At 70.1% G+C, this 21950-nt stretch carries 23 protein-coding genes and 1 tRNA gene; 13 read left to right on the forward strand and 11 right to left on the reverse strand.

Translation table 11 applies throughout. The annotated features are described in order from the left end of the window. Positions 1-78 precede the first annotated feature (78 nt). Positions 79-933: a glycerophosphodiester phosphodiesterase gene (locus tag AC1DWP_RS11690; RefSeq protein WP_477614647.1), complete on the forward strand. Its 855-nt coding sequence runs from the start codon at positions 79-81 to the stop codon at positions 931-933. A gap of 112 nt (positions 934-1045) precedes the next feature. Here the strand turns inward: AC1DWP_RS11690 and AC1DWP_RS11695 are convergent, their stop codons facing one another. Together AC1DWP_RS11695 and AC1DWP_RS11700 are read right to left on the reverse strand one after the other, a co-directional pair. After that, positions 1046-1609, reverse strand: a complete 564-nt coding sequence (locus AC1DWP_RS11695; RefSeq protein WP_477614648.1) for a hypothetical protein — start codon at positions 1607-1609, stop codon at positions 1046-1048. A 56-nt stretch (positions 1610-1665) separates the two neighbouring features. Then, a complete protein-coding gene (locus tag AC1DWP_RS11700; protein ID WP_477614649.1) occupies positions 1666-2415 on the reverse strand; it encodes a hypothetical protein in 750 nt (249 codons plus the stop codon). Positions 2416-2462: 47 nt separating this feature from the next. Here AC1DWP_RS11700 and metG point away from each other — a divergent pair, with 47 nt between their 5' ends. From metG to rsmA, 4 genes are all read left to right on the forward strand, one after another. Beyond that, on the forward strand, positions 2463-4340 hold the full coding sequence (metG, locus tag AC1DWP_RS11705; RefSeq protein ID WP_477614650.1) for a methionine--tRNA ligase: 1878 nt from the start codon (positions 2463-2465) through the stop codon (positions 4338-4340). Further along, positions 4324-5190 carry a TatD family hydrolase gene (locus AC1DWP_RS11710; RefSeq protein WP_477614651.1) on the forward strand — a complete coding sequence of 289 codons (867 nt, stop codon included), beginning with the start codon at positions 4324-4326 and terminating at the stop codon, positions 5188-5190. The genes metG and AC1DWP_RS11710 overlap by 17 nt, the downstream gene beginning before the upstream one ends. A gap of 286 nt (positions 5191-5476) precedes the next feature. Next, the gene (locus AC1DWP_RS11715; protein ID WP_477614652.1) at positions 5477-6604 is read left to right on the forward strand and encodes a ubiquitin-like domain-containing protein; all 1128 of its coding nucleotides are present in this window, start codon (positions 5477-5479) and stop codon (positions 6602-6604) included. A gap of 132 nt (positions 6605-6736) precedes the next feature. Next, positions 6737-7606 carry a 16S rRNA (adenine(1518)-N(6)/adenine(1519)-N(6))-dimethyltransferase RsmA gene (rsmA, locus tag AC1DWP_RS11720; RefSeq protein WP_477614653.1) on the forward strand — a complete coding sequence of 290 codons (870 nt, stop codon included), beginning with the start codon at positions 6737-6739 and terminating at the stop codon, positions 7604-7606. 15 nt (positions 7607-7621) lie between these two features. Here rsmA and AC1DWP_RS11725 read toward each other — a convergent pair whose 3' ends face one another. Together AC1DWP_RS11725 and AC1DWP_RS11730 are read right to left on the reverse strand one after the other, a co-directional pair. Beyond that, positions 7622-10117 carry a DUF4153 domain-containing protein gene (locus AC1DWP_RS11725; RefSeq protein ID WP_477614654.1) on the reverse strand — a complete coding sequence of 832 codons (2496 nt, stop codon included), beginning with the start codon at positions 10115-10117 and terminating at the stop codon, positions 7622-7624. After that, positions 10114-10803, reverse strand: coding sequence for a response regulator transcription factor (locus tag AC1DWP_RS11730; RefSeq protein ID WP_477614655.1), 690 nt, complete (start codon positions 10801-10803; stop codon positions 10114-10116). Before AC1DWP_RS11730 ends, AC1DWP_RS11725 begins: the two co-directional genes overlap by 4 nt. Positions 10804-10913: 110 nt before the next feature. Between AC1DWP_RS11730 and AC1DWP_RS11735 the strand changes: the two genes are divergently transcribed. Both AC1DWP_RS11735 and AC1DWP_RS11740 read left to right on the forward strand, forming a co-directional pair. After that, positions 10914-11849, forward strand: coding sequence for a 4-(cytidine 5'-diphospho)-2-C-methyl-D-erythritol kinase (locus tag AC1DWP_RS11735; RefSeq protein ID WP_477614656.1), 936 nt, complete (start codon positions 10914-10916; stop codon positions 11847-11849). Positions 11850-11859: 10 nt separating this feature from the next. Continuing rightward, positions 11860-13674, forward strand: a complete 1815-nt coding sequence (locus AC1DWP_RS11740) for an ABC-F family ATP-binding cassette domain-containing protein (RefSeq protein ID WP_477614657.1) — start codon at positions 11860-11862, stop codon at positions 13672-13674. A gap of 98 nt (positions 13675-13772) precedes the next feature. On the opposite strand, the gene AC1DWP_RS11745 is transcribed toward AC1DWP_RS11740, so the two are convergent. After that, complete coding sequence (locus AC1DWP_RS11745; protein WP_477614658.1) at positions 13773-14273, reverse strand: MarR family winged helix-turn-helix transcriptional regulator; 501 nt, start codon at positions 14271-14273, stop codon at positions 13773-13775. Positions 14274-14336: 63 nt separating this feature from the next. Between AC1DWP_RS11745 and AC1DWP_RS11750 the strand changes: the two genes are divergently transcribed. Both AC1DWP_RS11750 and AC1DWP_RS11755 read left to right on the forward strand, forming a co-directional pair. Further along, positions 14337-15158: a methyltransferase domain-containing protein gene (locus tag AC1DWP_RS11750; RefSeq protein WP_477614659.1), complete on the forward strand. Its 822-nt coding sequence runs from the start codon at positions 14337-14339 to the stop codon at positions 15156-15158. A gap of 68 nt (positions 15159-15226) precedes the next feature. Further along, on the forward strand, positions 15227-15565 hold the full coding sequence (locus AC1DWP_RS11755; protein WP_477614660.1) for a VOC family protein: 339 nt from the start codon (positions 15227-15229) through the stop codon (positions 15563-15565). Positions 15566-15600: 35 nt separating this feature from the next. Here AC1DWP_RS11755 and AC1DWP_RS11760 read toward each other — a convergent pair whose 3' ends face one another. Both AC1DWP_RS11760 and AC1DWP_RS11765 read right to left on the reverse strand, forming a co-directional pair. Beyond that, entirely contained in the window at positions 15601-16254 is a 654-nt protein-coding gene (locus AC1DWP_RS11760) for an O-methyltransferase (RefSeq protein WP_477614661.1), read from the reverse strand. 10 nt (positions 16255-16264) lie between these two features. Beyond that, entirely contained in the window at positions 16265-16864 is a 600-nt protein-coding gene (locus AC1DWP_RS11765) for a TetR/AcrR family transcriptional regulator (RefSeq protein WP_477615295.1), read from the reverse strand. Positions 16865-16947: 83 nt separating this feature from the next. Here AC1DWP_RS11765 and AC1DWP_RS11770 point away from each other — a divergent pair, with 83 nt between their 5' ends. Next, positions 16948-17724, forward strand: coding sequence for an N-acetylmuramoyl-L-alanine amidase (locus AC1DWP_RS11770; protein WP_477614662.1), 777 nt, complete (start codon positions 16948-16950; stop codon positions 17722-17724). A gap of 9 nt (positions 17725-17733) precedes the next feature. Here the strand turns inward: AC1DWP_RS11770 and AC1DWP_RS11775 are convergent, their stop codons facing one another. Continuing rightward, a complete protein-coding gene (locus tag AC1DWP_RS11775; protein WP_477614663.1) occupies positions 17734-18711 on the reverse strand; it encodes an acyl-CoA desaturase in 978 nt (325 codons plus the stop codon). A gap of 154 nt (positions 18712-18865) precedes the next feature. On the opposite strand from AC1DWP_RS11775, the gene AC1DWP_RS11780 reads away from it, so the two are divergent. After that, positions 18866-18947: transfer RNA gene (locus AC1DWP_RS11780), tRNA-Gln, on the forward strand. A 4-nt stretch (positions 18948-18951) separates the two neighbouring features. On the opposite strand, the gene AC1DWP_RS11785 is transcribed toward AC1DWP_RS11780, so the two are convergent. Together AC1DWP_RS11785 and AC1DWP_RS11790 are read right to left on the reverse strand one after the other, a co-directional pair. Further along, positions 18952-19728: a maleylpyruvate isomerase N-terminal domain-containing protein gene (locus AC1DWP_RS11785; RefSeq protein ID WP_477614664.1), complete on the reverse strand. Its 777-nt coding sequence runs from the start codon at positions 19726-19728 to the stop codon at positions 18952-18954. A gap of 67 nt (positions 19729-19795) precedes the next feature. Further along, entirely contained in the window at positions 19796-20419 is a 624-nt protein-coding gene (locus tag AC1DWP_RS11790; RefSeq protein ID WP_477614665.1) for a hypothetical protein, read from the reverse strand. A 292-nt stretch (positions 20420-20711) separates the two neighbouring features. On the opposite strand from AC1DWP_RS11790, the gene AC1DWP_RS11795 reads away from it, so the two are divergent. Then, entirely contained in the window at positions 20712-20978 is a 267-nt protein-coding gene (locus tag AC1DWP_RS11795) for a PspC domain-containing protein (protein WP_477614666.1), read from the forward strand. An 87-nt stretch (positions 20979-21065) separates the two neighbouring features. On the opposite strand, the gene AC1DWP_RS11800 is transcribed toward AC1DWP_RS11795, so the two are convergent. After that, positions 21066-21653 carry a glycoside hydrolase family 12 protein gene (locus tag AC1DWP_RS11800; protein ID WP_477614667.1) on the reverse strand — a complete coding sequence of 196 codons (588 nt, stop codon included), beginning with the start codon at positions 21651-21653 and terminating at the stop codon, positions 21066-21068. Between the two features lie 55 nt (positions 21654-21708). Between AC1DWP_RS11800 and AC1DWP_RS11805 the strand changes: the two genes are divergently transcribed. Next, complete coding sequence (locus AC1DWP_RS11805) at positions 21709-21936, forward strand: hypothetical protein (protein ID WP_477614668.1); 228 nt, start codon at positions 21709-21711, stop codon at positions 21934-21936. The last annotated feature ends 14 nt before the right edge of the window (positions 21937-21950 follow it).

The raw sequence follows: 21950 nt of genomic DNA on the forward strand, positions 1-21950 counted from the left end.
TTCTGGAAGGGTTCCCGGAATCTGGATGTAACCGCTTACATCCGGACAATCCACCACACCGAAGGAGTTGTGGACCCCATGAAGGGAACGCACAGAATCGCCCTCGTGCTGGCGGCAGCCGCCGCAGTGCTCGGTATCGCGCCCGGGACGGCCACCGCAGCCGACTCGCCGCAGGTCGCCGTCATCGCCCACCGTGGCTCCGGCGCCATGGCGCCGGAGAACACCCTCGCCTCGGTCGAGCTCGCCCTCAAGCAGGGTGCGGACTACATCGAGAACGACATCATGCGCACCAGCGACGGCGCGCTGGTGATCATGCACGACCTCACCCTGGCCCGGACCACGAACGTCGAGCAGGTCTTCCCCGACCGCTCGCCCTGGAACGTGTCCACCTTCACCCTCGCGGAGATCAAGCAGCTCGACGCCGGCTCGTGGTTCAGCGCCAAGTACGCCGGCCAGAAGGTGCCCACCCTGCGCGAGTGGGTCGAGGCGGTCGGCTCCCGAGCCGGCATGCTGCTCGAGGCCAAGGACCCGTGGGCCTTCCCCGGCATCGAGCGTGACATCGACAAGAACCTGCGCTCGATCCCGGCCTTCACCAAGGCGCTGGCTGCCGATCGGGTCATCATGCAAGCCGGTGACGAAGGGTGGCTCCGCGCCTACCACGACCTGGCGCCTGACGTGCCGGTCGGGCTGCTCTACTACACCCGCCCCACCGACGAGCAGCTCGTCGCGGCGAGCACCTGGCTCGACTCGGTCCATCCCGCGCTCGGCAACATCGACCAGGGCATCGTCACCCGGGCCCACGAGCTCGGCCTGGACATCCACGTGTGGACGGTCAACTTCGGTGGCGACATGAGCCGAGGGATCTCCTGGGGCGTCGACGGCATCATCACCGACTACCCCTCCGTGCTGCGGGACATCCTCCGCAAGAGCTGACCTGGCCCGGCACCCCCTGCCAGCCATGCCCCGGTATGCCGCCCGCGCGGCATACCGGGGCATCGTGCGTCCCAGCGGTGGCGCCCAGCCCACGTCGCTCAGCCGACGTCGCTCAGCCCAGGAGGGGGCCGACCAGGTCGGCGCAGAAGTCGACCTCGGTGAACCGGCCGTTCATCGCCGTGATGACCGGGTCGCCGACCTGTTCACCACCGGGCTGTGCGTCGCCGAGCAGGTCGTACATCGTGACCATGCGCAGGGTGCCGGAGTCGCGGGCGACGACCTGACCCGAGTCGTCGCGCACCGTGAACGAGGCGCCCGAGAGCTTGGAGTCGAAGGCCCAGATGTTGCCCTCGACGTGCGTGCCCCGGGTTTCGCGGAACGTGCTGCGGTCGCTGATCGTGAAGAAGCGACCGTTGGCCGAGTTGGTGAACGTGTCCACGGCGGACAGGTTCTGCCAGCCGAGGTAGGCCTCGTCGGTGCCCTTGATCGTCCGGATGGAGAAGCCCGCGTGACCTGAAGCCGTGTGGTCGATGGTGATGCCGCACTCGTCGAAGGTCTCGGCGAAGGTGAAGGCGAAGCGGTCGTGACTGTAGAGCGCGGCCTGCGCAGGTGCGGCGACGACGAATGGGACGGCGGTGGCGGCCAGGGTGGCGATGACCTTGAAGCGAACGTGCATGTTTCCTCCCGGGTTGGCTGATCCCTTCACGGTCCTCAGCGCGCCCGTCGCCCACATCAGGGAAAGCCACTACACCGGCCGGGGTGGCCCCCGACTTTCGGGCGAGTGCCCACGAACTTCCAGTCGTCGGCCTCGAGGTCCTCGCGGCGCACCAGGTCGCCCTCCCACTGCTCGACGCGTTCGATGTGGTGGCGCCCGTCGAACTCGATGCCGACCTTGTGCTCAGGGAAAGACAGGTCGATGCGGTACTTCACCCGGCCATCGGAGTTCACCACCTCGAAGTTGACGACCGGCTCGGGTAGGCCGGCCAGGACCAAGAGCATCCGCAGTCGGCTCTCCATCGGAGAGTCGACGCGCTCACGGACCAAGGAGGCCGCGCGGCATACCAACGACTGGTGGGAGCTGCCCCACTTCGCGGCCGCTGCAACCAGCGCGTCGAGTGTGGTGGCGCCCGCTCTGACCAGCGAGTCGCCGAGCACCACGAGATCGACCAGGCTGCACGACCGGCCCAGGTCCAGGAACGTCCTCTCGGCGGACGTGACGGGAAGGCCGCGTCGGGTCGCCTTCGACGGCATGGCGACGACACGGTGCGGACGAATGCCCGCCACCTTGGGGCGGTGAACACGCGGGACGGTCACGTGGATGTCGGACGAGTCGGGCGCGATCCCACCCCAGAGCCGAGCTGCCGTGTGGTGCGTGATGAGGGCCTCTGCGGGACAGATGGTCAGAGCGGCCAGCGACCTCAGCTGGAGGGTGGGGGTCACGCCGGCGGCATACCGGCGCGCGCCGTGGTGAGCGGGCGGCATACCGAACGGAGGGAAACCCGTTTGGCACCCACCCCTAGGATTCGCACGTGAGCAAAGTCCTGTCTGCAGTCGCCTGGCCGTATGCCAACGGCCCCCGGCACCTCGGCCACGTGGCCGGGTTCGCCGTGCCCTCCGACGTGTTCAGCCGCTACATGCGGATGGCGGGCCACGACGTGCTCATGGTCAGCGGTTCGGACGAGCACGGCACCCCGATCCTCGTCCTCGCCGACCAGCAGGGCGTGAGCGCGCGCGAGCTCGTCGACCGCAATCACGCCATCATCGCCGCCGAGCTGGCCGACCTCGGCTGCTCCTACGACCTCTACACACGCACCACCACTGCGAACCACTACTCCGTCGCGCAGGAGCTGTTCACCCAGGTCTGGAAGAACGGCTACATGGTCGAGCAGACCACGAGCGGCGCGATCAGCCCCTCCACCGGTCGCACGCTGCCGGACCGCTATATCGAGGGCACCTGCCCGATCTGCTCCTACCCCGAGGCCCGCGGCGACCAGTGCGACAACTGCGGCAACCAGCTCGAGCCCACGGACCTGATCGACCCGAAGTCCAAGATCAACGGTGAGACGCCCGAGTTCATCGAGACCCAGCACTTCTTCCTCGACCTGCCGGCGCTGGCCGACGCGCTGCGCGAGTGGCTCGAGGGCCGTGAGGCGAGCGGCACGTGGCGGCCCAACGTCATCAAGTTCAGCCTCAACATCCTCGACGACATCCGCCCCCGCGCGATGACCCGCGACATCGACTGGGGCATCCCCGTGCCGCTCGACGGTTGGCGCGACAACCCGGCCAAGAAGCTGTACGTCTGGTTCGACGCCGTCGTCGGCTACCTGTCCGCGTCCATCGAGTGGGCCCGCCGCCAGGGCGACCCCGAGCGGTGGCGCGAGTGGTGGAACGACAGCGAGGCGCTGTCGTACTACTTCATGGGCAAGGACAACATCACCTTCCACTCCCAGATCTGGCCGGCCGAGCTCCTCGGGTATGCCGGTCGCGGGGCTCGCGGGGGCGAGCCCGGTGAGTTCGGGGTGCTCAACCTGCCGACCGAGGTCGTGTCGAGCGAGTACCTCACGATGGAGGGCAAGCAGTTCTCGACCTCGCGCGGCTACGTCATCTACATCCGCGACGTCCTCGACCGCTATGGCCCCGACGCGATCCGCTACTACATCTGTGCGGCGGGCCCGGAGAACCAGGACGCCAACTTCACCTGGGCCGAGTTCGTGCAGCGCAACAACTCCGAGCTCGTCGCGGGGTGGGGCAACCTCGTCAACCGCACGGCCTCCATGGTCGCCAAGAGCTTCGGCGAGATCCCGCAGCCCGGCGTGCTGGAGCCGGTCGACGAGGCGGTGCGGGCCAAGGTGCTCGCGGCGTTCGGGGTCGTCGGGGACCTGTTGGCCAGGCAGCGGATCAAGGCGGCGGTGGCCGAGGCGATGCGCACCGTCGGCGAGGTGAACAAGTACGTCACCGACACCGCACCGTTCAAGCTCAAGGGCGAGGACGAGCGCGAGCGCCTGGCGACCGTGCTGCACACGCTGACGCAGTGCGTGGCCGACCTCAACCGCATCCTCGCGCCGTTCCTCCCGTCGTCGTCCAACGCGGTGCACGCGACCTTCGGCGGCGAGGGCACCTTCATGCCCATGCCGGTGCTGCAGGACGTCTCCGGGCTCGACCCCGAGGATGCCGACCGGAGCTACCCGGTGGTGACTGGCGAGTACACCCGGACGCCGCGGTGGGAGTCGGTTCCGGTGCAGGTCGGGGCCACTGTGGTCAAGCCCACACCCATCTTCACCAAGCTCGACGAAGCGGTGGTGGACGAGGAGCTCGAGCGACTCCGTGACGACGCTCCGGAGGCTCCGGAGGCCGACCCGCAGGACCCCGCTGAGGGCTCCGGGGGCAACGGTGACGGCGACGCCTGACCCGGGTCAGCGCAGCGGCCCCACCAGGGTGCCCGACGCCCCGGACCCGCTCCCGATCCCGGTCGTCGACAACCACACGCACCTCGACATCGCGCGGGATGGAGAGGAGGCTCCTGACGTCGCCGCGGTCATCGCCGACGCCGCGGCCGTGGGTGTCGACCGGCTGGTCCAGATCGGGTGTGACCTGCCTGGTGCCCGGTTCACCGTCGAGATGGTCGACCGCCACCCGGCCATGCTGGGTGGTGTTGCCCTCCACCCCAACGAGGTGCCCAGGCTGGCCGAGGCTGGAAGTCTCCAGGCGGCATACGCGGAGATCGAGGAGCTCGCTGCGCACCCAAGGGTGCGGGTCATCGGCGAGACAGGTCTCGACTACTACCGCACAGGCCCTGAAGGTGTTGGGGTGCAACAGGATTCGTTCCGCTGGCACATCGACCTGGCCAAGCGCACGGGCAAGGCCCTGCAGATCCACGACCGCGACGCCCACGACGACGTCCTGCGCATCCTCGAGGAGGAGGGCGCGCCGGCCACAACGGTGATGCACTGCTTCTCCGGCGACATGGCGATGGCCAGGACCTGCGCGGAGCGTGGCTACTACCTCTCGTTCGCGGGCACGGTGACGTTCAAGAACGCCAAGGGCCTGCGCGATGCACTCTCGGTGACCCCGCTCGACAGGGTCCTGGTCGAGACCGACGCCCCCTACCTCACGCCGGCGCCCTGGCGCGGCGCGACCAACGCCCCCTACCTCGTGCCCCACACGATCCGGGCCATGGCGGGGGTCCTCGGCGTCGCCGTGCCCACCCTCTGCCAAGCCGTCAGCGACACGTCCGAGGCGGTCTACGGCCCCTGGTGAGCCCTCCAGTTCGGGGGCGGGGATCGCCGGTATCAGGCCGGGCGAATGCCACGCTTGTGACTTGGCCAAGTGCTGAACGTACCGTTATCAAAATTTGACCTTTGCCGAAAAGGCGGTCATGGTTGATGACTGTTGGCCGGGGTCGGACACTCCGGCGACGCGATCAGGGGTTGTTCAACCGCCACGACGGCGGCTCGGAGCGGCCCCTCATTCTTTGCCCCTTGCACCTCCGGGCACAGGACGCGCCGCCACACCGATGCCCGGGGAGTACGAACTCTGGAGCATCGTGATCACCCGTCCCGTTCGTCGCATCGCCCAAGCCGCGGTCGTGACCAGCCTCATCGCTGGCGCCGTCGGCGTCTCGCACTTTGACAAGTCCGTCACCCTCTCGGTCGACGGCAAGGCCTCGACGGTGCACGCCTTCGGCAGCACCGTCGGCGACGTCCTCAAGAAGCAGGACATCGCGATTCGTGAGCACGACGTGGTCGTCCCGGCGCCCGGCACCCAGCTCGCCGACGGCCAGAAGATCGTCGTCCGGTACGGCCGCAAGCTGACCGTCACCATCGACGGTCGCACGCAGGACTACTGGACCACCGCCACCACCGTGGCTGCCGCGCTGCAGGAGCTCGGCATCCGTGCCGACTCGGCCAAGCTGTCGGCCTCTCGCTCGATGTCGCTCGGCCGTCAGGGCCTGGCCCTGTCCGTGACCACGCCCAAGGACGTCGTCGTCCGCGCTGACGGCAAGAACCGCTCGGTCACGAGCACCGGCGCCACCGTCGCCGACGTGCTCTCCGAGCTCCACATCACCAAGGACGCCGACGACCGGGTGAGCCCGGCCCCCACCACGGCCGTCACCGCCGGTCTGAAGATCGCCGTCCTGCGCGTCAGCGCGACGCAGGTCAAGGCGACCGAAGCCATCGCGGCACCGGTCACCAGGAAGAGCGACTCCACGCTCTACAAGGGTCAGACCAAGACGCTCAAGGCCGGCTCCGCGGGCGCCAAGGTCGTCACCTACAAGATCGTCAAGGTCGACGGCAAGGTCGAGAGCAAGAAGGCCGTCGCCACGACGGTCACGCAGGCACCCGTCGCGGCGCTGGTCGCCGTGGGCACCAAGGCGCGGGCGAGCACCCCTGCTCCCAGCGCAGGCAACACGTCCGGCGCGGGCATCAACCTGTCCAACGCCGCCATGTGGGACCGGATCGCCCAGTGTGAGTCCGGTGGCAACTGGTCGATCAACACCGGCAACGGCTACTACGGCGGCCTGCAGTTCGCGACCTCCTCGTGGCTGGCCAACGGTGGAGACGACTTCGCCCCGCGTGCCGACCTGGCCTCGCGTGCGGAGCAGATCACCGTGGCCAACCGCTACTACGCCAAGGCCGGTCTCGGCCCGTGGGGTTGCGCGCACGCCGCCTGACCTGGACGTCATTACTCCCGGCTTCACCCCGGAACGGTCCGCCTCACCCGAAAACGTTTGTCGGGTGAGGCGGACCTTTGTCCCATGACCCGATAAAGGTGGGGCGGGGGAGAGTCCCCTAGAGTCGGCGCCATGGTCGAGCAGAGCGGGTTCCTCGGAGCCGCCCAGATCCGGGAGATCGCGGCCGAGCTGGGGCTGCGCCCGACCAAGCAGTGGGGCCAGAACTTCGTCATCGACGCCAACACCGTCAAGCGGATCGTGCGGCTGGCCGGGGTGAGCGCCGCCGACTCCGTGGTGGAGGTCGGCCCCGGCCTCGGGTCGCTCACCCTCGCGCTGCTCCCCGAGGTCGGGCACGTCACGGCGGTCGAGGTGGACCCGAACCTCGCCCAGGCGCTGCCGGGCACCGTGAGCCGGCTCGCACCGGCATACGCGGACCGGCTGACGCTCGTGCAGGCGGACGCGATGCAGGTGCGCGAGCTGCCCGACCCCCAACCCACGGCGCTCGTCGCGAACCTGCCCTACAACGTCTCCGTGCCCGTCGTCCTCAACTTCCTCGAGGCCTTCCCCACCCTTGAACGGGTGCTCGTCATGGTGCAGCTCGAGGTGGCCGAGCGCCTCGCCGCCAGCCCCGGCTCCAAGGCCTACGGCGTCCCGAGCGTCAAAGCCTCCTGGTATGCCGCGGTCCGGCTCGCGGGAACCGTGCCCCGCAGCGTCTTCTGGCCGGTGCCGAACGTCGACTCGGGCCTCGTGGCCCTCGAGCGCCGGCCTGCCCCGTCCACCACCGCCAGCAGGCGCGACACCTTCACGTGCATCGACGCGGCTTTCGCCCAACGACGCAAGACGCTGCGTGCCGCGTTGGCCGGGTGGGCCGGTTCGGCCCCCCGTGCCGAGGAGTGCCTGCGTGCGGCCGGCATCGAGCCTCGGACCAGGGGAGAGCAGCTCGGGATCGACGAGTTCGCGGCGATCGCGGCCGCCCGCTCAGCCCTCCCGGTCCTCTCCTAGCTCCCCGCCGCGAGCTCAGCCCACGAGGCAGCGCGCTATGCCAGCGCCGGGGTGCGCGGCCAACAGTCCGCGGGCACGTGACCGTGAGATGTTCCACGACAACCAGTCGTCCGTCTTCAGTCCGCTTCCCGGGTCGCAGCTGACCGAGGGGTTCCGCAGGTCGACCAGCGCGGGCGCGGCATCGGCCGAGAGCTCGGCGAGGTAGGCGTAGTCGATCGGGGCCGTCGCGTTGGTGCGGGAGAGGTTGTGCTCCGCGATGTAGAGGTCGGGGTTGAGGACCGCGAGCCCGAGCAGACCAACCGCTCCGAACCGCACCGCCAGCGGGACCAGCCAGCCACGCGCCCGGACCAGGCCTGAGGCCATCACGAGCACGACCACGACGCCGAGCCAGCCCTCGAAGACCGAGACGAGCAGCCGGAGCCGGGTGAAGCCGTAGGCCTCTTCGTAGAGGTGCATCCGGTAGAGCGCCGACACGACCACGACGATCGTCATGAGGCACAAGGCGCCCAGCGCCAGGTCGCGGGCGCGCCCAAGGGTGGCCTTGCGCGCGGCCCAGCCGACGACCGTGAGGGTGAGGATCGTGGCCACCGTCAGCTGGCCGAAGCCTTCGTGGACGTAGTCGGCGTAGGTCAGTCCGGTGGTGCGCTGGAGGTAGTCGTGGCCGCCGAACATGGCGGTCGCCTGCGCGACCAGGAAGAGCGCGAAGACGGCGTTGACGGCCATCACGGGTGCCATCCACTCGAACTGCCGCCGGCTGGGTCGCAGGGGCAGCCGCAGCCGGTCGACGGCTGGGGGAGCAAGACTCACGTATGCCGCGGCGAGGGTGCCGGCCGCGATGAACACCGCGAGGACGATCCGGGCGGGGAGGTCGTGCCAGGTGATGTCGGGCGTGATGGCGTCGACCCAGGATGCGAACAACGCGTCAGCGGAGGCGAACAGGGCGCCGAAGACGAGGAGCAGAACCACCGAGACGATCGTCGCGCGGGCCGCGGGAATCCAGGCCTGGACGCTGGTGCGGGGCTTCAGCGTGCGGCCGAGCCACGGAAGGCCGCGGATGGAGGCCAGGGGAACGGATGCCGCCGTGCCCAGCAGACCCAGGATCGAGGAAGCGCGCGTCGAGTTCACGGCCACGAGCGCCAGGCCTGCCAGGAGGCAGAGGATGGTGATCCACGCGGCGTCCCTGACGAAGAGGGTCGCGAGGAGCAGGGCCACCAGGGCCGCGTCGACGCTGTCCAGCCGGTTCCACCGACGAGACCCGGGGCGCAGGGCGCGGGCCCCCAGCGCGGTGGCGGCGACGGCACCGAAGACGAGGGTGGTGCCGACCCCGAGGTTGCGGTTGGGCACCACGACGGCCGCGAGGACACCGGCAGCCACGGCGCAGGCCACGATGCCGGGGCCTCGCCGTGGTGCGTCCGGCCAGTAGGACCCGAGCCCCTCGTGCGGTGGTGCGGCGGGAGGCAGCGGCGCGGGGGCCGGTGGGGTCAGGGTGCTCATGATGGGCTCCTTCGTCGTGATCGGACGGGTCACGTCCGCGGGCAGGGTCACCTCGATGCGGCAGCCGTGGTCACTGTCGGCGACGGCGATGGTCCCGCCGTGCAGCTGGGCGACCCAGCGGGAGATGGCGAGGCCGAGACCGGTGCCGCTGTTGTGTGCGGCACTGGTCGTGAACCGCTCGAACACCGCGCGCCGGTCCGAGGCCGCGATCCCGGGCCCGTCGTCAGCGACGGCGACCAGGACGTCGCCGTCGGCGAGCTCGGCGCTCACCCGGACCAGGCCACCAGCCGGACTGTGGCGGGACGCGTTGTCGAGCAGGTTGGCGAGCAGCTGGTGCACGCGGTCGGGGTCGGCCGGGACCGTGAGGGACTCCGGTCGCACCACCACCGTGTAGCGCAACCCGTCGACCCGGGCCTGGGCCACGGCCTCCTCGAGCAGGTCGGCGAGCCGCACGTCCTTGAACCGCAACGGCGTCACGCCCTCCTCCACGCGCGACAGGTCGAGCAGGTCGCTCACGAGGCGGCCGAGGCGCTCGGTCTGGGCGAGCGCGAGGCGCAGCTCGTCCGGGCCGGGCTGCGAGACGCCGTCGACGAGATTCTCCAACACTGCCTGCAGCGCGGAGATCGGGGTGCGCAGCTCGTGCGAGACGTTGGCGACGAGGTCACGCCGGTGCCGGTCGACCAGCTCGAGGGTCGCCGACATCCTGTTGAAGGCGCGGGCCAGCTCGCCCACCTCGTCGCCGGACGTGGCGCGCACGCGCTGGGAGTAGTCGCCTTGCGCCATCTGCTGGGCCGCGTGTGTCATCTCACGCAGCGGCGAGGTCATCCCCCGTGCCAGGAGCTGGGTGATGCCGAGCGCTGCCAGGACCGCGACCGGCACGGTGGCCCACGGCGAGAGCCCCGCGCGGGTGCCGACGACGGCGAGCACCGACGCCACGGTGATCGTGACCGCCACGAGCAGGCCCAGCTTCACCTTGATGGAGCGGACCGCGTCGAGGGGGCGAAGGTCGTACCTCACGCGCCCACCTCCAGGGCGTAGCCGACTCCGTGGACGGTGCGCAGGAGGTCGGCCCCGAGCTTGCGGCGCAACGACTTCACGTGGCTGTCGACCGTGCGGGTGCCCGATGCGTCCGCCCAACCCCAGACCTCGGCCAGCAGCGCCTCTCGGGTCAGGACCGTGCCGGGTCGCGCGGCGAGGCACGCCAGCAGGTCGAACTCGGTCGGCGTGAGGTGCACCTCGTCCTCCCGGGACCACACCCGCCGCTGGGCGCCGTCGATGCGTAAACCGTTGACCTGCACCGTCGGTGCAGGGGACTGCCTCGTCGCCGCGGCCCGCTCCACCCGCCGCAGCAGTGCCCTGATCCGGGCCACCAGCTCACGCATCGAGAACGGCTTGGTCATGTAGTCGTCGGCCCCGATCCCGAGGCCGACCAGCAGGTCGGTCTCGTCGTCGCGCGCGGTGAGCATCAGGACAGGCACCGGTCGCGCGGCCTGGAGCCGCCGGCATACCTCGTGGCCGTCGAGGCCGGGGAGCATCACGTCGAGCACCACGACCTCCGGGTCCCAGGCTGCGGCGCGGTCGAGGGCGACGAGGCCGTCGTGCACCTGCTCGACGTCGAAGCCCTCGGCGGCCAGGCGCGCGGCAATCGCGTCGGCGATGGTGGGTTCGTCCTCGACGACGAGGACGCGGGGCTTGGTGCTCACGTTCTCGAGACTAGGAGAGTGTCCCGGTGGGGGAGGGGTAGATGGTGTGAAGGTTCTGTGCAGATGTGCTGGTCCGCGCCGAACCCGTTCACCCCGTTAGGGTGGCGGCCATGACCTCAGCCGCCCTGCCGCCGTCCTCGGTGACGGTGCGCGTCCCGGCGAAGGTCAACCTCGAGCTGCTCGTCGGGCCCCCCCGCGAGGACGGGTACCACCCGTTGTCCACGATCTTCCACGCGGTCAACCTCTTCGACGAGGTGACCGTGATGAGCGCCCCCCAGTGGGGGCTGGCGGTGTCGGGGCCGCAGTCCTTCGGCGTGCCCGTCGACGGCACCAACCTCGCCGCCCGCGCCGCGCAGCGGCTGGCCGAGGTGAGCGGCATCGACGAACCCGTGCACATCACCATCCGCAAGGACATCCCCGTGGCGGGTGGCATGGCCGGCGGCTCGGCTGATGCCGCGGCCACGCTGGTCGCGTGCGACCTGCTGTGGGGCACCGGCCTGACCCGTCCCGAGCTCGAGGAGATCGCGGCGGGGCTGGGCAGCGACGTGCCCTTCCTGCTCGGTGGGGGCACCGCCATGGGGTCGGGGCGCGGCGAACGGCTGGCGCCGGTGCTGGCCCGGGGCAGCTACCACTGGGTCTTCGCCCTCAGCGAGGACGGCCTGTCGACCCCGGCCGTGTATGCCGAGTGCGACCGTCTGAGGGGTGACCGCACCGTGCCCGACCCCTCGCCGAGCGCCGAGATGATGACGGCGTTGCGCTCGGGCGATGCGCGCGCCCTGGGTGCCGCCCTGTCGAACGACCTTCAGGCAGCAGCGATTTCGCTGAGACCGGCCCTGGGGGACGTCCTCGACGCCGGGCTGGAGTTCGGTGCGCTGGGCGGCGTCGTGTCCGGATCGGGCCCGACGGTCGCCTTCATCGCCGAGTCCAACGAGGCCGCCCTCGACCTCGCGGTCTCCCTGACGGCGTCGGGCGCGGTGCAGGACGTCCGCCGCGCGACCGGTCCGGCGCACGGAGCCCACGTCATCAGCGCCCCACGGCCGGGCTGAGCGGCAGCAGATGGCCAACCTCATCAGCGTCGAGCGCGCCACCCTCGCCCTCGGCACCGCCCACGTGCTCGACGAGGTCTCCCTCGGCGTGCTCGGTGGTGACCGGATCGGTGTCGTCGGACGCAACGGTGGCGGCAAGACCACGCTGCTGCGGGTCCTCGCCGGCCACCTCCAGGTCGACTCGGGTCGGGTGACCCACGCGGGGGTGTCGCGGGTCGGCGTCCTCGCCCAGGACGACGTCCTCGACCCCGCTCACACCGTGCACGAAGCGGTCCTCGGCGACCTGGCCGAGCACGTGTGGGCCGGCGACCCTCGCATCCGCGACGTCCTCACGGGGCTCCTCGGCGGGATCGGTGCGGAGGCCGTCGGTGGTTTCGACGCGCTCGTGGGGCCCCTGTCCGGTGGGGAGCGTCGGCGCCTCGCACTGGCTGCGCTGCTGGTGCAGGACCCCACGGTGCTGTTCCTCGACGAGCCGACCAACCACCTGGACGTCGAGGGCGTGGCCTGGCTCGCCGAACACCTGGTGCGCCACCGTGCCCGCCCGGACAACGCCGTCGTCGCCATCACGCACGACCGGTGGTTCCTCGACGAGATCGCCACGACCACGTGGGAGGTCGTCGACGGCAAGGTCAACGCCTTCGACGGTGGCTACGCGGCCTACGTCCTCGCGAAGGCCGAGCGCGAGCGGATGGCGGCGGTCACCGCCGAGCGGCGCGACAACCTGCTCCGCAAGGAGCTCGCCTGGTTGCGACGCGGTCCGCCGGCGCGGACCACCAAACCGAAGTTCCGCATCGACGCGGCCAACTCCCTCATCGCCGACGAACCACCCGCGCGCGACGACGTCGAGCTGATGCGGTTCGCCACGACCCGGCTGGGCAAGGACGTCGTCGACCTCGTCGACGCGTCGGTGACCCTCGGTGAGCGGCTGCTGCTCGACCGGGTCACCTGGCACCTCGCTCCGGGCGAGCGCGTCGGCATCGTCGGCGTCAACGGCGCCGGCAAGTCGACCCTGCTGCGCGCCATCGCCGGTCAGGTCCCGCTCTCCTCGGGCAAGCGGAAGGAGGGCGTGACCGTCAAGCTCGCCTACCTCACCCAGGAGGTGCGTGAGCTGGAGCGGTATGCCGACTGGCGCGTCATCGAGGCGATCGAGGACGTCCGCAAGTACATCCGTCTCGGACGCAAGGAGATCAGCGCGTCGCAGCTCGCGCAACGGCTCGGCTTCACCGGCGGTCGCCAGCAGACTCGCGTCTCGGACCTGTCCGGTGGCGAGCGCCGCCGGCTCCAGCTCACCAGGCTGTTGATGGACGAGCCGAACGTCCTGCTGCTGGACGAACCGACGAACGACCTGGACATCGAGACGCTGACCTCCCTGGAGGACGTCCTCGACGGCTGGGCGGGCACGTTGCTCGTGGTGTCGCACGACCGCTACCTGCTGGAGCGGGCGTGCGACAAGCAGCTCGCCCTGATGGGCGACGGCAAGCTCCGTGAGCTGCCCGGTGGCGTCGAGCAGTACCTCGAGCTGCGACGAGCCGCCCCCGCGCCGACGCTGCCCACCCCACCCAGCTCGGCGCAGACACCTGCGGCACCTGCCCCGGTTGTCACGAACAGCCCAGCCGAGCTGCGCGACGCCCGCAAGGACATGGCGCGAATCGAGAAACAGCTCGCCCGGCTGGCGCAGCGCGAGGACCGGATCCACGCCGAGATGGCCGAGTCGGCGACGGACCACGCCAAGGTGCTCACCCTGAACGGCCAGCTGCGCGAGATCGTCGACGAGCGTGAGGGGCTCGAGCTGGAGTGGCTGGCCGCAGCCGAGATCGTCGGCTGAGCTCGCGTTCGTCCTGGGGGTGGCCGCGTCGAGAGTGCGCGACACGCTGAACGGGCAGCCCGGTCGTCAGCGTGTCGTGCACTCTCGACCGAGTCGGCTCAGGCCTCGAAAGGGGACAGCAGGCGTCGCAGCATGGCGGCCAGCTCGTCGCGGTCACTGCTCGACAGCTCTGCGAGCAGGTCGCGCTCGCGGTCGAGCAGGTCGGCCATGGCGTCGTCGACGGTGCGCTGCCCCGTCGGCGTGAGGCGCACGATGACGCCGCGGCGGTCGTGGGGGTCGGGCGTGCGACCGACCAGCCCGCGGCGCTCGAGCCGGTCGACGCGGTTGGTCATCGTGCCGCTGGTGACGAGTGTCTGGCGGATCAGCTGGCCGGGCGAGAGCTGGTAGGGCGAACCAGCGCGCCGCAGGGCCGAGAGCACGTCGAACTCCCACCCCTCGAGCTGGTGCCGGGCAAAGGCCTGGACGCGGTCCAGGTCGAGCCGTCGGGCCAGCCGGGAGACGCGGGACAGGATCTGCAGCGGCGCCACGTCGAGGTCCGGGCGCTCACGACGCCACGCCTCGACGATCCGGTCGACGTCGTCGGGCGGGGGAGTCGACATGGTGACAACTCTACCTTCCGTCAAGTATCTTGATGTCAAGACAACCGTTGAGAGGTCGCCGTCATGAGCACCACGTGGGATCCCCAGCAGTACGCCAAGTTCTCCGACCACCGGTCGCGTCCGTTCGGCGACCTGCTGGCGCGCGTCGGTGCGAGGCATCCTCGTCTGGTCGTCGACCTCGGCTGCGGCAACGGTCCGCTGACCCTCTCACTCGCCGAGCGCTGGCCCGACGCCCGCATCGTGGGCGTCGACCACTCCCCCCAGATGCTTGCGGTGGCACGGTCCCTGGATGTGACCGATCGCATCGAGTGGGTGGAATCCGATGTGGCGCAATGGGATCCGATGACCCTGGGGGCGGCCCCGGACGTCATCGTCACCAACGCCACGCTGCAGTGGGTGCCGGGCCACCTCGACCTCCTGACCCGTTGGGCGGCTGCCCTCGCTCCCGGGGGATGGCTGGCGATGCAGGTGCCGGGCAACCTCGACGCCCCCTCGCACGCGCTGATGCGCGACGTCGCCCGCGACCACCCGGACGCCGACCTCCTCCGACCCGCTCTCGATCGGCTGGCCGTCGAGCAGCCGTCCGCCTACGTCGAGCTGCTCGGGAGTGTCGGACTCGAGGTCGACGGGTGGGAGACGACCTACCAGCATGTCCTCGATCCCGAGGCGCGACAGGCGAACCCGGTCCTGGAGTGGGTGCGCGGGACCGGGCTGCGACCCGTGCTCGACGCACTGACGGACGAGACCCGGCGCGAGGCGTTCCTGGCGGACTACGACGCGAGGCTGCGCGCGGCATACCCGCGGACGCCGATAGGCGTGATCTTTCCGTTCCGCCGCATCTTCGCCGTGGCCCATCGCCGGGACGGTGGCGGACCGGAGGTCTGAACCGGGTAAAGGGTCGGGGCCAGAGCTCCTTGCTGCCCCTGGAGCGCGAGACGTTCTACGGTCGGGGTATGACCTCCTTCGTGAAATCCGTGACCTTCGACTGCTCCAGCGCCCTGCTCGTCGCCGGTTTCTGGGCGGCCGCGCTCGGCTCCAACGTCGACGAGGACAGCACCGACGACCGGGCGTGGGTCGAGCCCGCGGGGTGGGGCGGTCCCACCCTGTGGTTCCAGCGCGTCCCTGAAGGCAAGACCGCGAAGAACCGGCAGCACTTCGACCTGCGCGCCGTGGGGTCGGTCGGTGCCGAGGTCGAACGACTGGTGGCCCTGGGCGCCTCCGTCATCGGCGGCGACGGCGAGCTCGTCGTCATGGCTGATCCCGAGGGCAACGAGTTCTGCGTCGAGTCCTGACGCCGACCCCCGCCCCCGCGGGCATCGGCGACGTGTCAGAGCTTGCGGGCGATGGTGAGTCCGTCGAAGGCCGTGAGCACGACCGTCTCGACCCGGTCGTCGGCGGCAACCAGGTCGTTGAAGGCCCGGAGGGCGTCGAGGTTGTCGCCGGCGGCGCTGTCGTCTGCGATCTCACCGCTCCAGAGCACGTTGTCAGCCAGCAGCAGGCCGCCCGGCCGGACCCGGGGCACCAGCTCGTTCCAGTAGTCCACGTAACCGCCCTTGTCGGCGTCGATGAAGACCAGGTCGATGGTGGCGTCTGCAGGCAGTGCCCGCAGGGTGTCGAGCGCCGGTGCGATCCGCAGGTCGATGCGGTCGGCCACCCCGGCCTCCTGCCAGGACTGCCTGCCGATCGCCGTCCACTCCTCGCTGATGTCGCAGCAGACCAGGGTGCCTCCGTCAGCCAGCCCGCGGGCGATGCAGAGGCTCGAGTACCCCGTGAAGGTCCCGACCTCGACGGCCGACCGCGCTCCGACGAGGCGGGCCAGCATGGTGAGCAGCTGCCCCTGGTCGTCACCGATCTGCATGCTGGCAGGCCCGCCGAGGGCGCGCGTGCGTTCCTGCAGCCGGCGCACCACCGGGTCGGGCCGCCACGAGCTGTGCGCGGAGGCGTAGTCGCGAACGGCGTCGGTGACCAGGAACGAGCGCATGCCCGTCAGGCTAGTCCGCGGTGAGCAGCCCCGGTTTCTTCTCGAGTCCGGCGAGGCCGTTCCAGGCGAGGTTGACCAGGTGGGCCGCCACGTCGGCCTTCTTCATCTTGCGAGAGTCGAGCCACCACTGGCCGGTGAGGGCGACCATGCCGACGAGCATCTGCGCATAGAGCGGAGCCGTCTTGGGATCGAGCTTGCGACGCTTGAACTCGGCCGCGAGGATGTGCTCGACCTGGCTCGCGACGTCGGAGATGAGGCTGGCGAACGATCCGGTCGACTGACCGGCAGGACTGTCCCGCACCAGGATCCGGAAGCCGTCGGTGTTGCTCTCGATGTAGTCCAGCAGGGCGCCCGCAGCCCGCTCGAGCGTCTCGCGACTGTTGAGCTCGGCGCTCAGCGCGCCAGTGATGCCCCCGAGCAGTGCGGCGATCTCTCGGTCGACGACGACGGCATAGAGCCCCTCCTTGCCGCCGAAGTGTTCGTACACCACCGGCTTGGACACGCTGGCCTTCGCGGCGATCTCCTCAACTGTCGTGCCTTCGAAACCCTTGTCCGCGAACAGTTTCCGACCGACCTGGATGAGCTGCTCGCGGCGCTGCTTGCCCGTCATGCGGGAGCGGGAGCCGGAGGCGGTGGTCTTGTCGTGGGCGTCGGTCACACGGTCCATCATGCCGCCTGCGTAGCGTGGTGGTCGTGAAGGGCAACGCCCGGTATGCCGGTGGAGCGCGGCGGTTGGCGATGTCGGCTGCCGCCGTGGCCGCCTTGCTCCTCCTCGGTGTGGCTCTCGACCAAGGGCCCCTGGGGCCTGCCGAGTCCGCCCCACCGCCGGTCGCTTCTCCCTCACCGCCGGTCCCGTCGGTGACCACGGCCGTGCCGGGTCTCGACGTCCCCACTGCGCCACGGATCGTGACGGACCACCTGACCTTCGGTGCCGAGCGCAGGGCCGAGACCGCGGCATACGCGGAACGCCACTATGGAACGCGCACCTGGCGGCTGGATCCGAGCGTGATCGTCCTGCACTACACGGAGAGCGACACCTACGCCTCCGCTCGCTCGCTCTTCGAGGCGGACCTGCCCAACCGGGGTGAGCGCCCGGGAACCTGCGCCCACTACGTCATCGACCAGGACGGGACCATCCACGAGCTCGTGCCGCCGACCGTGATGTGCCGGCACACGGTGGGGCTGAACCACCTCGCCATCGGCATCGAGTTCGTCCAGTCCTCCAGCGGTCACGACCCCCGCTGGGCGGTTCAGCAGGTGCTCCGCCGCAGGGCGCAGGTGGCCGCGGGCGTGGCGCTCGTCGAGGACCTGCAGAGGCGGTTCCCGATCGCGGACAGCGACGTCATCGGGCACGCGATGGCCAACGACACCAAGGGTTTTCGCGACCGCGAGGGCTGGCGCAACGACCACACCGACTGGCAGGAGGCGGAGGTCGTGGCATTCCGCCGGCTGCTCACCACTGCCCCCTGACGCGAGACCTCAGGCGGCGAGGCGGCGGGCGTCGATGCGCTTGGCCACCGGCCACCTGACGTCGGTGGCCCAGCCGAGCTTCTCGAGCGCCCAGATGACCCGCGCCGTCGAGTCGACCTGACCCTTCTCGACCCCGTGACGGGCGCAGGTCGGGTCGGCGTGGTGCAGGTTGTGCCACGACTCGCCCATCGACAGGACCGCCAGCCACCAGACGTTGCCGGACTTGTCGCGGCTCTTGAACGGCCGCTCGCCGATGGTGTGGCAGATCGAGTTGATCGACCAGGTGACGTGGTGCAGCAGGGAGACTCGCACCAGGGACGCCCAGAAGAAGGCGGTCAGCGCCCCCTGCCAGCTCATCGACCACAGCCCGCCGACGACGGCAGGCAGGAGCATCGAGCCGGCGACGATCAGCGGGAACGCCCGGTCGACCTTCTGCAGGTCCGTGTCGGCCATGAGGTCGGGTGCGTACTTGCTTCGCGGCGTCTGCTCGACGTCGAAGAGCCAGCCCGTGTGCGCCCACCACAGCCCCTTGGCCAGTGCCGGGATCGTCTCGCCGTAGCGCCACGGGCTGTGCGGGTCGCCATCGCGGTCGGAGAAGGCATGGTGGCGGCGGTGGTCGGCAACCCACCGCACCACCGGTCCCTGGATGGCTAGGGAGCCGGCGATCGCGAGTGCCACCTTCAGCCCCCGACTGGCCTTGAACGAGCCGTGCGTGAAGTAACGGTGGAAGCCGACGGTGATCCCGTGCCCCGCAACGGCATACATGACGACGGCGATCACGATGTCGTGCCAGCCGAGGCCCCAGCCCCAGGCGACGGGCACCGCCGCGAGCAGCGCCAGGAACGGGATGCCGATGAACAGCGCCAGCGCGACCTGTTCGCCTCGGGCCTTCCGTTCGGGTGCCACGGACGGCGTCTGGTCCTGGGTGGTCGGCGCCGTCTGCGCGGGAGCGGGCGCGGTCTGCGCGGCTGAGTTGGGGGGCGTCATCGCAGGGGGAACCTTCCTTCGGTTCGTCGCCACGGAGGCATCATCAACGTACGAAACCGTAACCTACGGAACCGTAGGTTGTCATCGGTGTCGGCGGCGATGCCCAGGTATGCCGCGTGCTTGGCTACCCTTGGCGGGTCCCCGCAGGGGGCGTTCCCCGGTTGGTCTGCTGGCAGGGCCCGCCTGACTTTGAATCAGGACAAGCGACGTAGGTTCGATTCCTACCCGGGGAGCCAGGTCCTAGGCGCCGGGGTCCCAGGCGAAGAGCTGGTCGAAGACCCGTGGGTCACCGCCGAGCTCGAGGGACTCCGGCGGGATGCGGCCGTAGAAGAAGAGGACCAGCTCGCTGGCTGTGCCCCGGGCGGAGGCATCCACCGTGTCCGGGTCGTCGCTGCCGGAGTCGGGCAGGCGGGCCGCCCGTGCGCCGTCGGCGGAGAGCCAGACGCGCCAGGAGCGGCCCTCGGTGGCGTGGTAGTCGACGACAGCCGGCTGGTGCGGCCAGGCGCTCGTCGTGGCGCAGCAGGTGAACAGGAACTCCTCGACCCCGTCGAGCGCCGCCTCCTCCGGGAGTGGCTCTGCGGCGTCCGCGGTGAGCTGGGCGTCGTAGGTGTGCACCGCCATCTGCTGCACCTGGTGCCGGGCGACGGCACCGCTGGTCGGCGGTGACTGCGAATCGCCCCACCACATCCAGACACCTCGATCCGGGCCGGCATCGTGCAGGGCGTCCACCAGCTGCTGCGTCGACTCGGCCATCCAGACGAGCAGCGCCTCGCGGTCACGAGGCGCCGGCGCGCCGTCTCCCGCGGACTTTCCGGCTGCGTCGGGTCCGGCGGCGACAGTGGCTGCCCACGAGCGACGCCCCTCGCCCAGGTGCTCGACCAGGTCGAAGAGCGTCCACTCGGGGCAGCTCGGCACCTGCGCGTCGAGGCTCGGCGCGGAGGAGACCGCGGCGCAGAAGGCGGCTGACCTTTCGTCGATCAGCCGCAGCAGGTCTTGGTACTCCACGATGTTCTTCACTCGCGCTGTCTATCACTGTGCCGTGGGTGACCGACATCGAATTTCCCGCCCGCGGGAGCCTGAGACCTCAGCCGCGCGGGCCACCGCCGTGGTTGTCGGTGTCGACCGTGATGGTCTTGAGGTCCTTGCTGACCTCGAGCCTGACGTTGGCGCCGGCCTTGGTACCGAAGACGTCGTAGGAGCCGTCGGGGTCCTTGCGTACGGACGTGACGGTGACGGCCGAGTCCTTGGCCTTCACGGCCGCCTTGACGTTCGCGAGCTCGGTGCCGGTGACAGGGGTGTGGTTGCCGCCCCCGGGGCCGCCGCCGGGGCCATGACCCCCGCGTCCGCCACCGGCGTTGGTGGTGATGGTCTTGAGGTCCTTGCTGACCTCGAGCATGACGTTGGCACCGGCCTTGGTGCCGAAGACGTCGTAGGAGCCGTCGGGGTCCTTGCGCACGGACGTCACAGTGACGGCCGAGTCCTTGGCCTTGACGGCTGCCTTGACGTTGGCGAGCTCGGTGCCGGTGACCGGGGTGTCGTTGTTGGGGTTCGCCGAGCCGTCGGGTGCCTCGGTGTTGGCTGCGTACCCGACGGCGGCCGATGGAGCAGAGGACGGTGAGGCGGCGTTGGACAGGGCGGCGCCCGTGGCGACCAGCCCGAGGGCCCCGACGAGGGCGCACGCGCCGGTGATGATCCTGCTGTTGGCCATGGTGGCTCCTAGGGGTCGCTCACGGCCACTGTGGCCGAGTAGATGCTGCGAGCCTCGGGGGCGCACCTGTGCTGAACCTGTGGTGACCCTTCGCCGCACCTAGGAACCCGCGCTCAGCCCAGCTCCCGGCGAGTGCCCCGACCCTGACCCGGCCGTTCGCCGACCCCGAGGGCAGTGACGGGCAAACCGGGGTCGGGTCAGGGCTGCACCCGATGGGCGGCGAGGTCGCAAGAGCGCACAGTGGAGGAGTCCGGGAGAGGCCCGGCGCGACACCGAAGGAAGTGCTCCACCCATGAACGACATCCACTCCACCTTTGCCCAGCAGGGCCTGGTCCGACCGCGCGGCGAGCGCGTCCTGGGCGGCGTGGTCGCTGGGCTCGGACGACGCTTTGGTATCGCCCCGTGGCCGGCCAGGATCCTCTTCGTGCTGCTGCTCATGGTGATTCCAGGCAGCCAGATCCTGATCTACCCGATCCTGTGGATCCTCATGCCCTCCGAGGCCACGACGGTCGCCCCGGCGTACCAGGGTCCCGGCCCCGCCGCCGCCCCGGCCTCCTGAACCCCAGCACCGGACACGCAAACGCCAGCACCGGTCATGCCCACGCCGAGAGCGTGGTCATGACCGGTGCTGGCGTTCAACCGCCTGCTAGGGCAGCGACAGGGTGTAGTCGTTCAGGGTGAAGGTCGTCGGCTCGCCGGTGTACGAGACCTCGAAGCCGTACTCGACCTCGCCGAGCACCTGCGACGACTTCAGCCAACCCTGGGCAACAGCCCACTTCAGGATGTGCGCCAGGTCGACACTGCCCTGGTTGGTGACGTTGTCGCGGATGAACCACAGGCCGGACCCGTTGGTGTACGCGTGGTACGCGACGCCGTCGATCGTGGCCTGGACGCCGTGGTTGACCCCGTACCAGTACTGCCAGTTCATGGTCCAGTTGTTCCAGACCATGACCTCGGTGCCGAAGTTGTCGAGCCACAGGTCGTAGGCGGCGTTCCACTGCTTCCCCTTGGCCGGAACCGTGCCTCCCCCTGCGGGAGTTGTCACGTTGAAGGTCGACGGCAGCGAGGTGAGCGACGACAGCGGGTAGCTGACGTGGCGCTGGGTGTCCGGGTAGGTCTTGACCGAGTCGTCGGTGCCGGTGCCCGGCTGGTTGGACGTCACGGACCACCGGTTCCACGCGCAGGCCGAGATGCTCTGGGGTCCAGCGTCTCCGCTCCACATGTTGTTGTTCACGAGGTAGCCGTTGTTGTTCCAGGACCCGTAGGAGGCGGACGACGTCCACGCCGGCGTGCACGCGGCCGGCGAGGTCGCGGTGCTGCTGGTGGTCGTGGTCGGCGGCGTGCTCGTCGTGCTCGAGGTGCTCGACGTGCTCGACGTGCTCGACGTGCTCGTGGTGCTCGTGGTGCTCGTGGTGCTCGTGGTGCTGCTCGTCGTGCTACTGGTGGGCGTCGTGCTGCTGCTGGTCGGAGTCGTGGTGCTCGTCGACGCGGTCTGGAAGCTGACGTCGTTGCCGTAGACGGTCCCCTTGGT

It is taken from the genome of Pedococcus sp. P2_F6 (assembly GCF_056403675.1).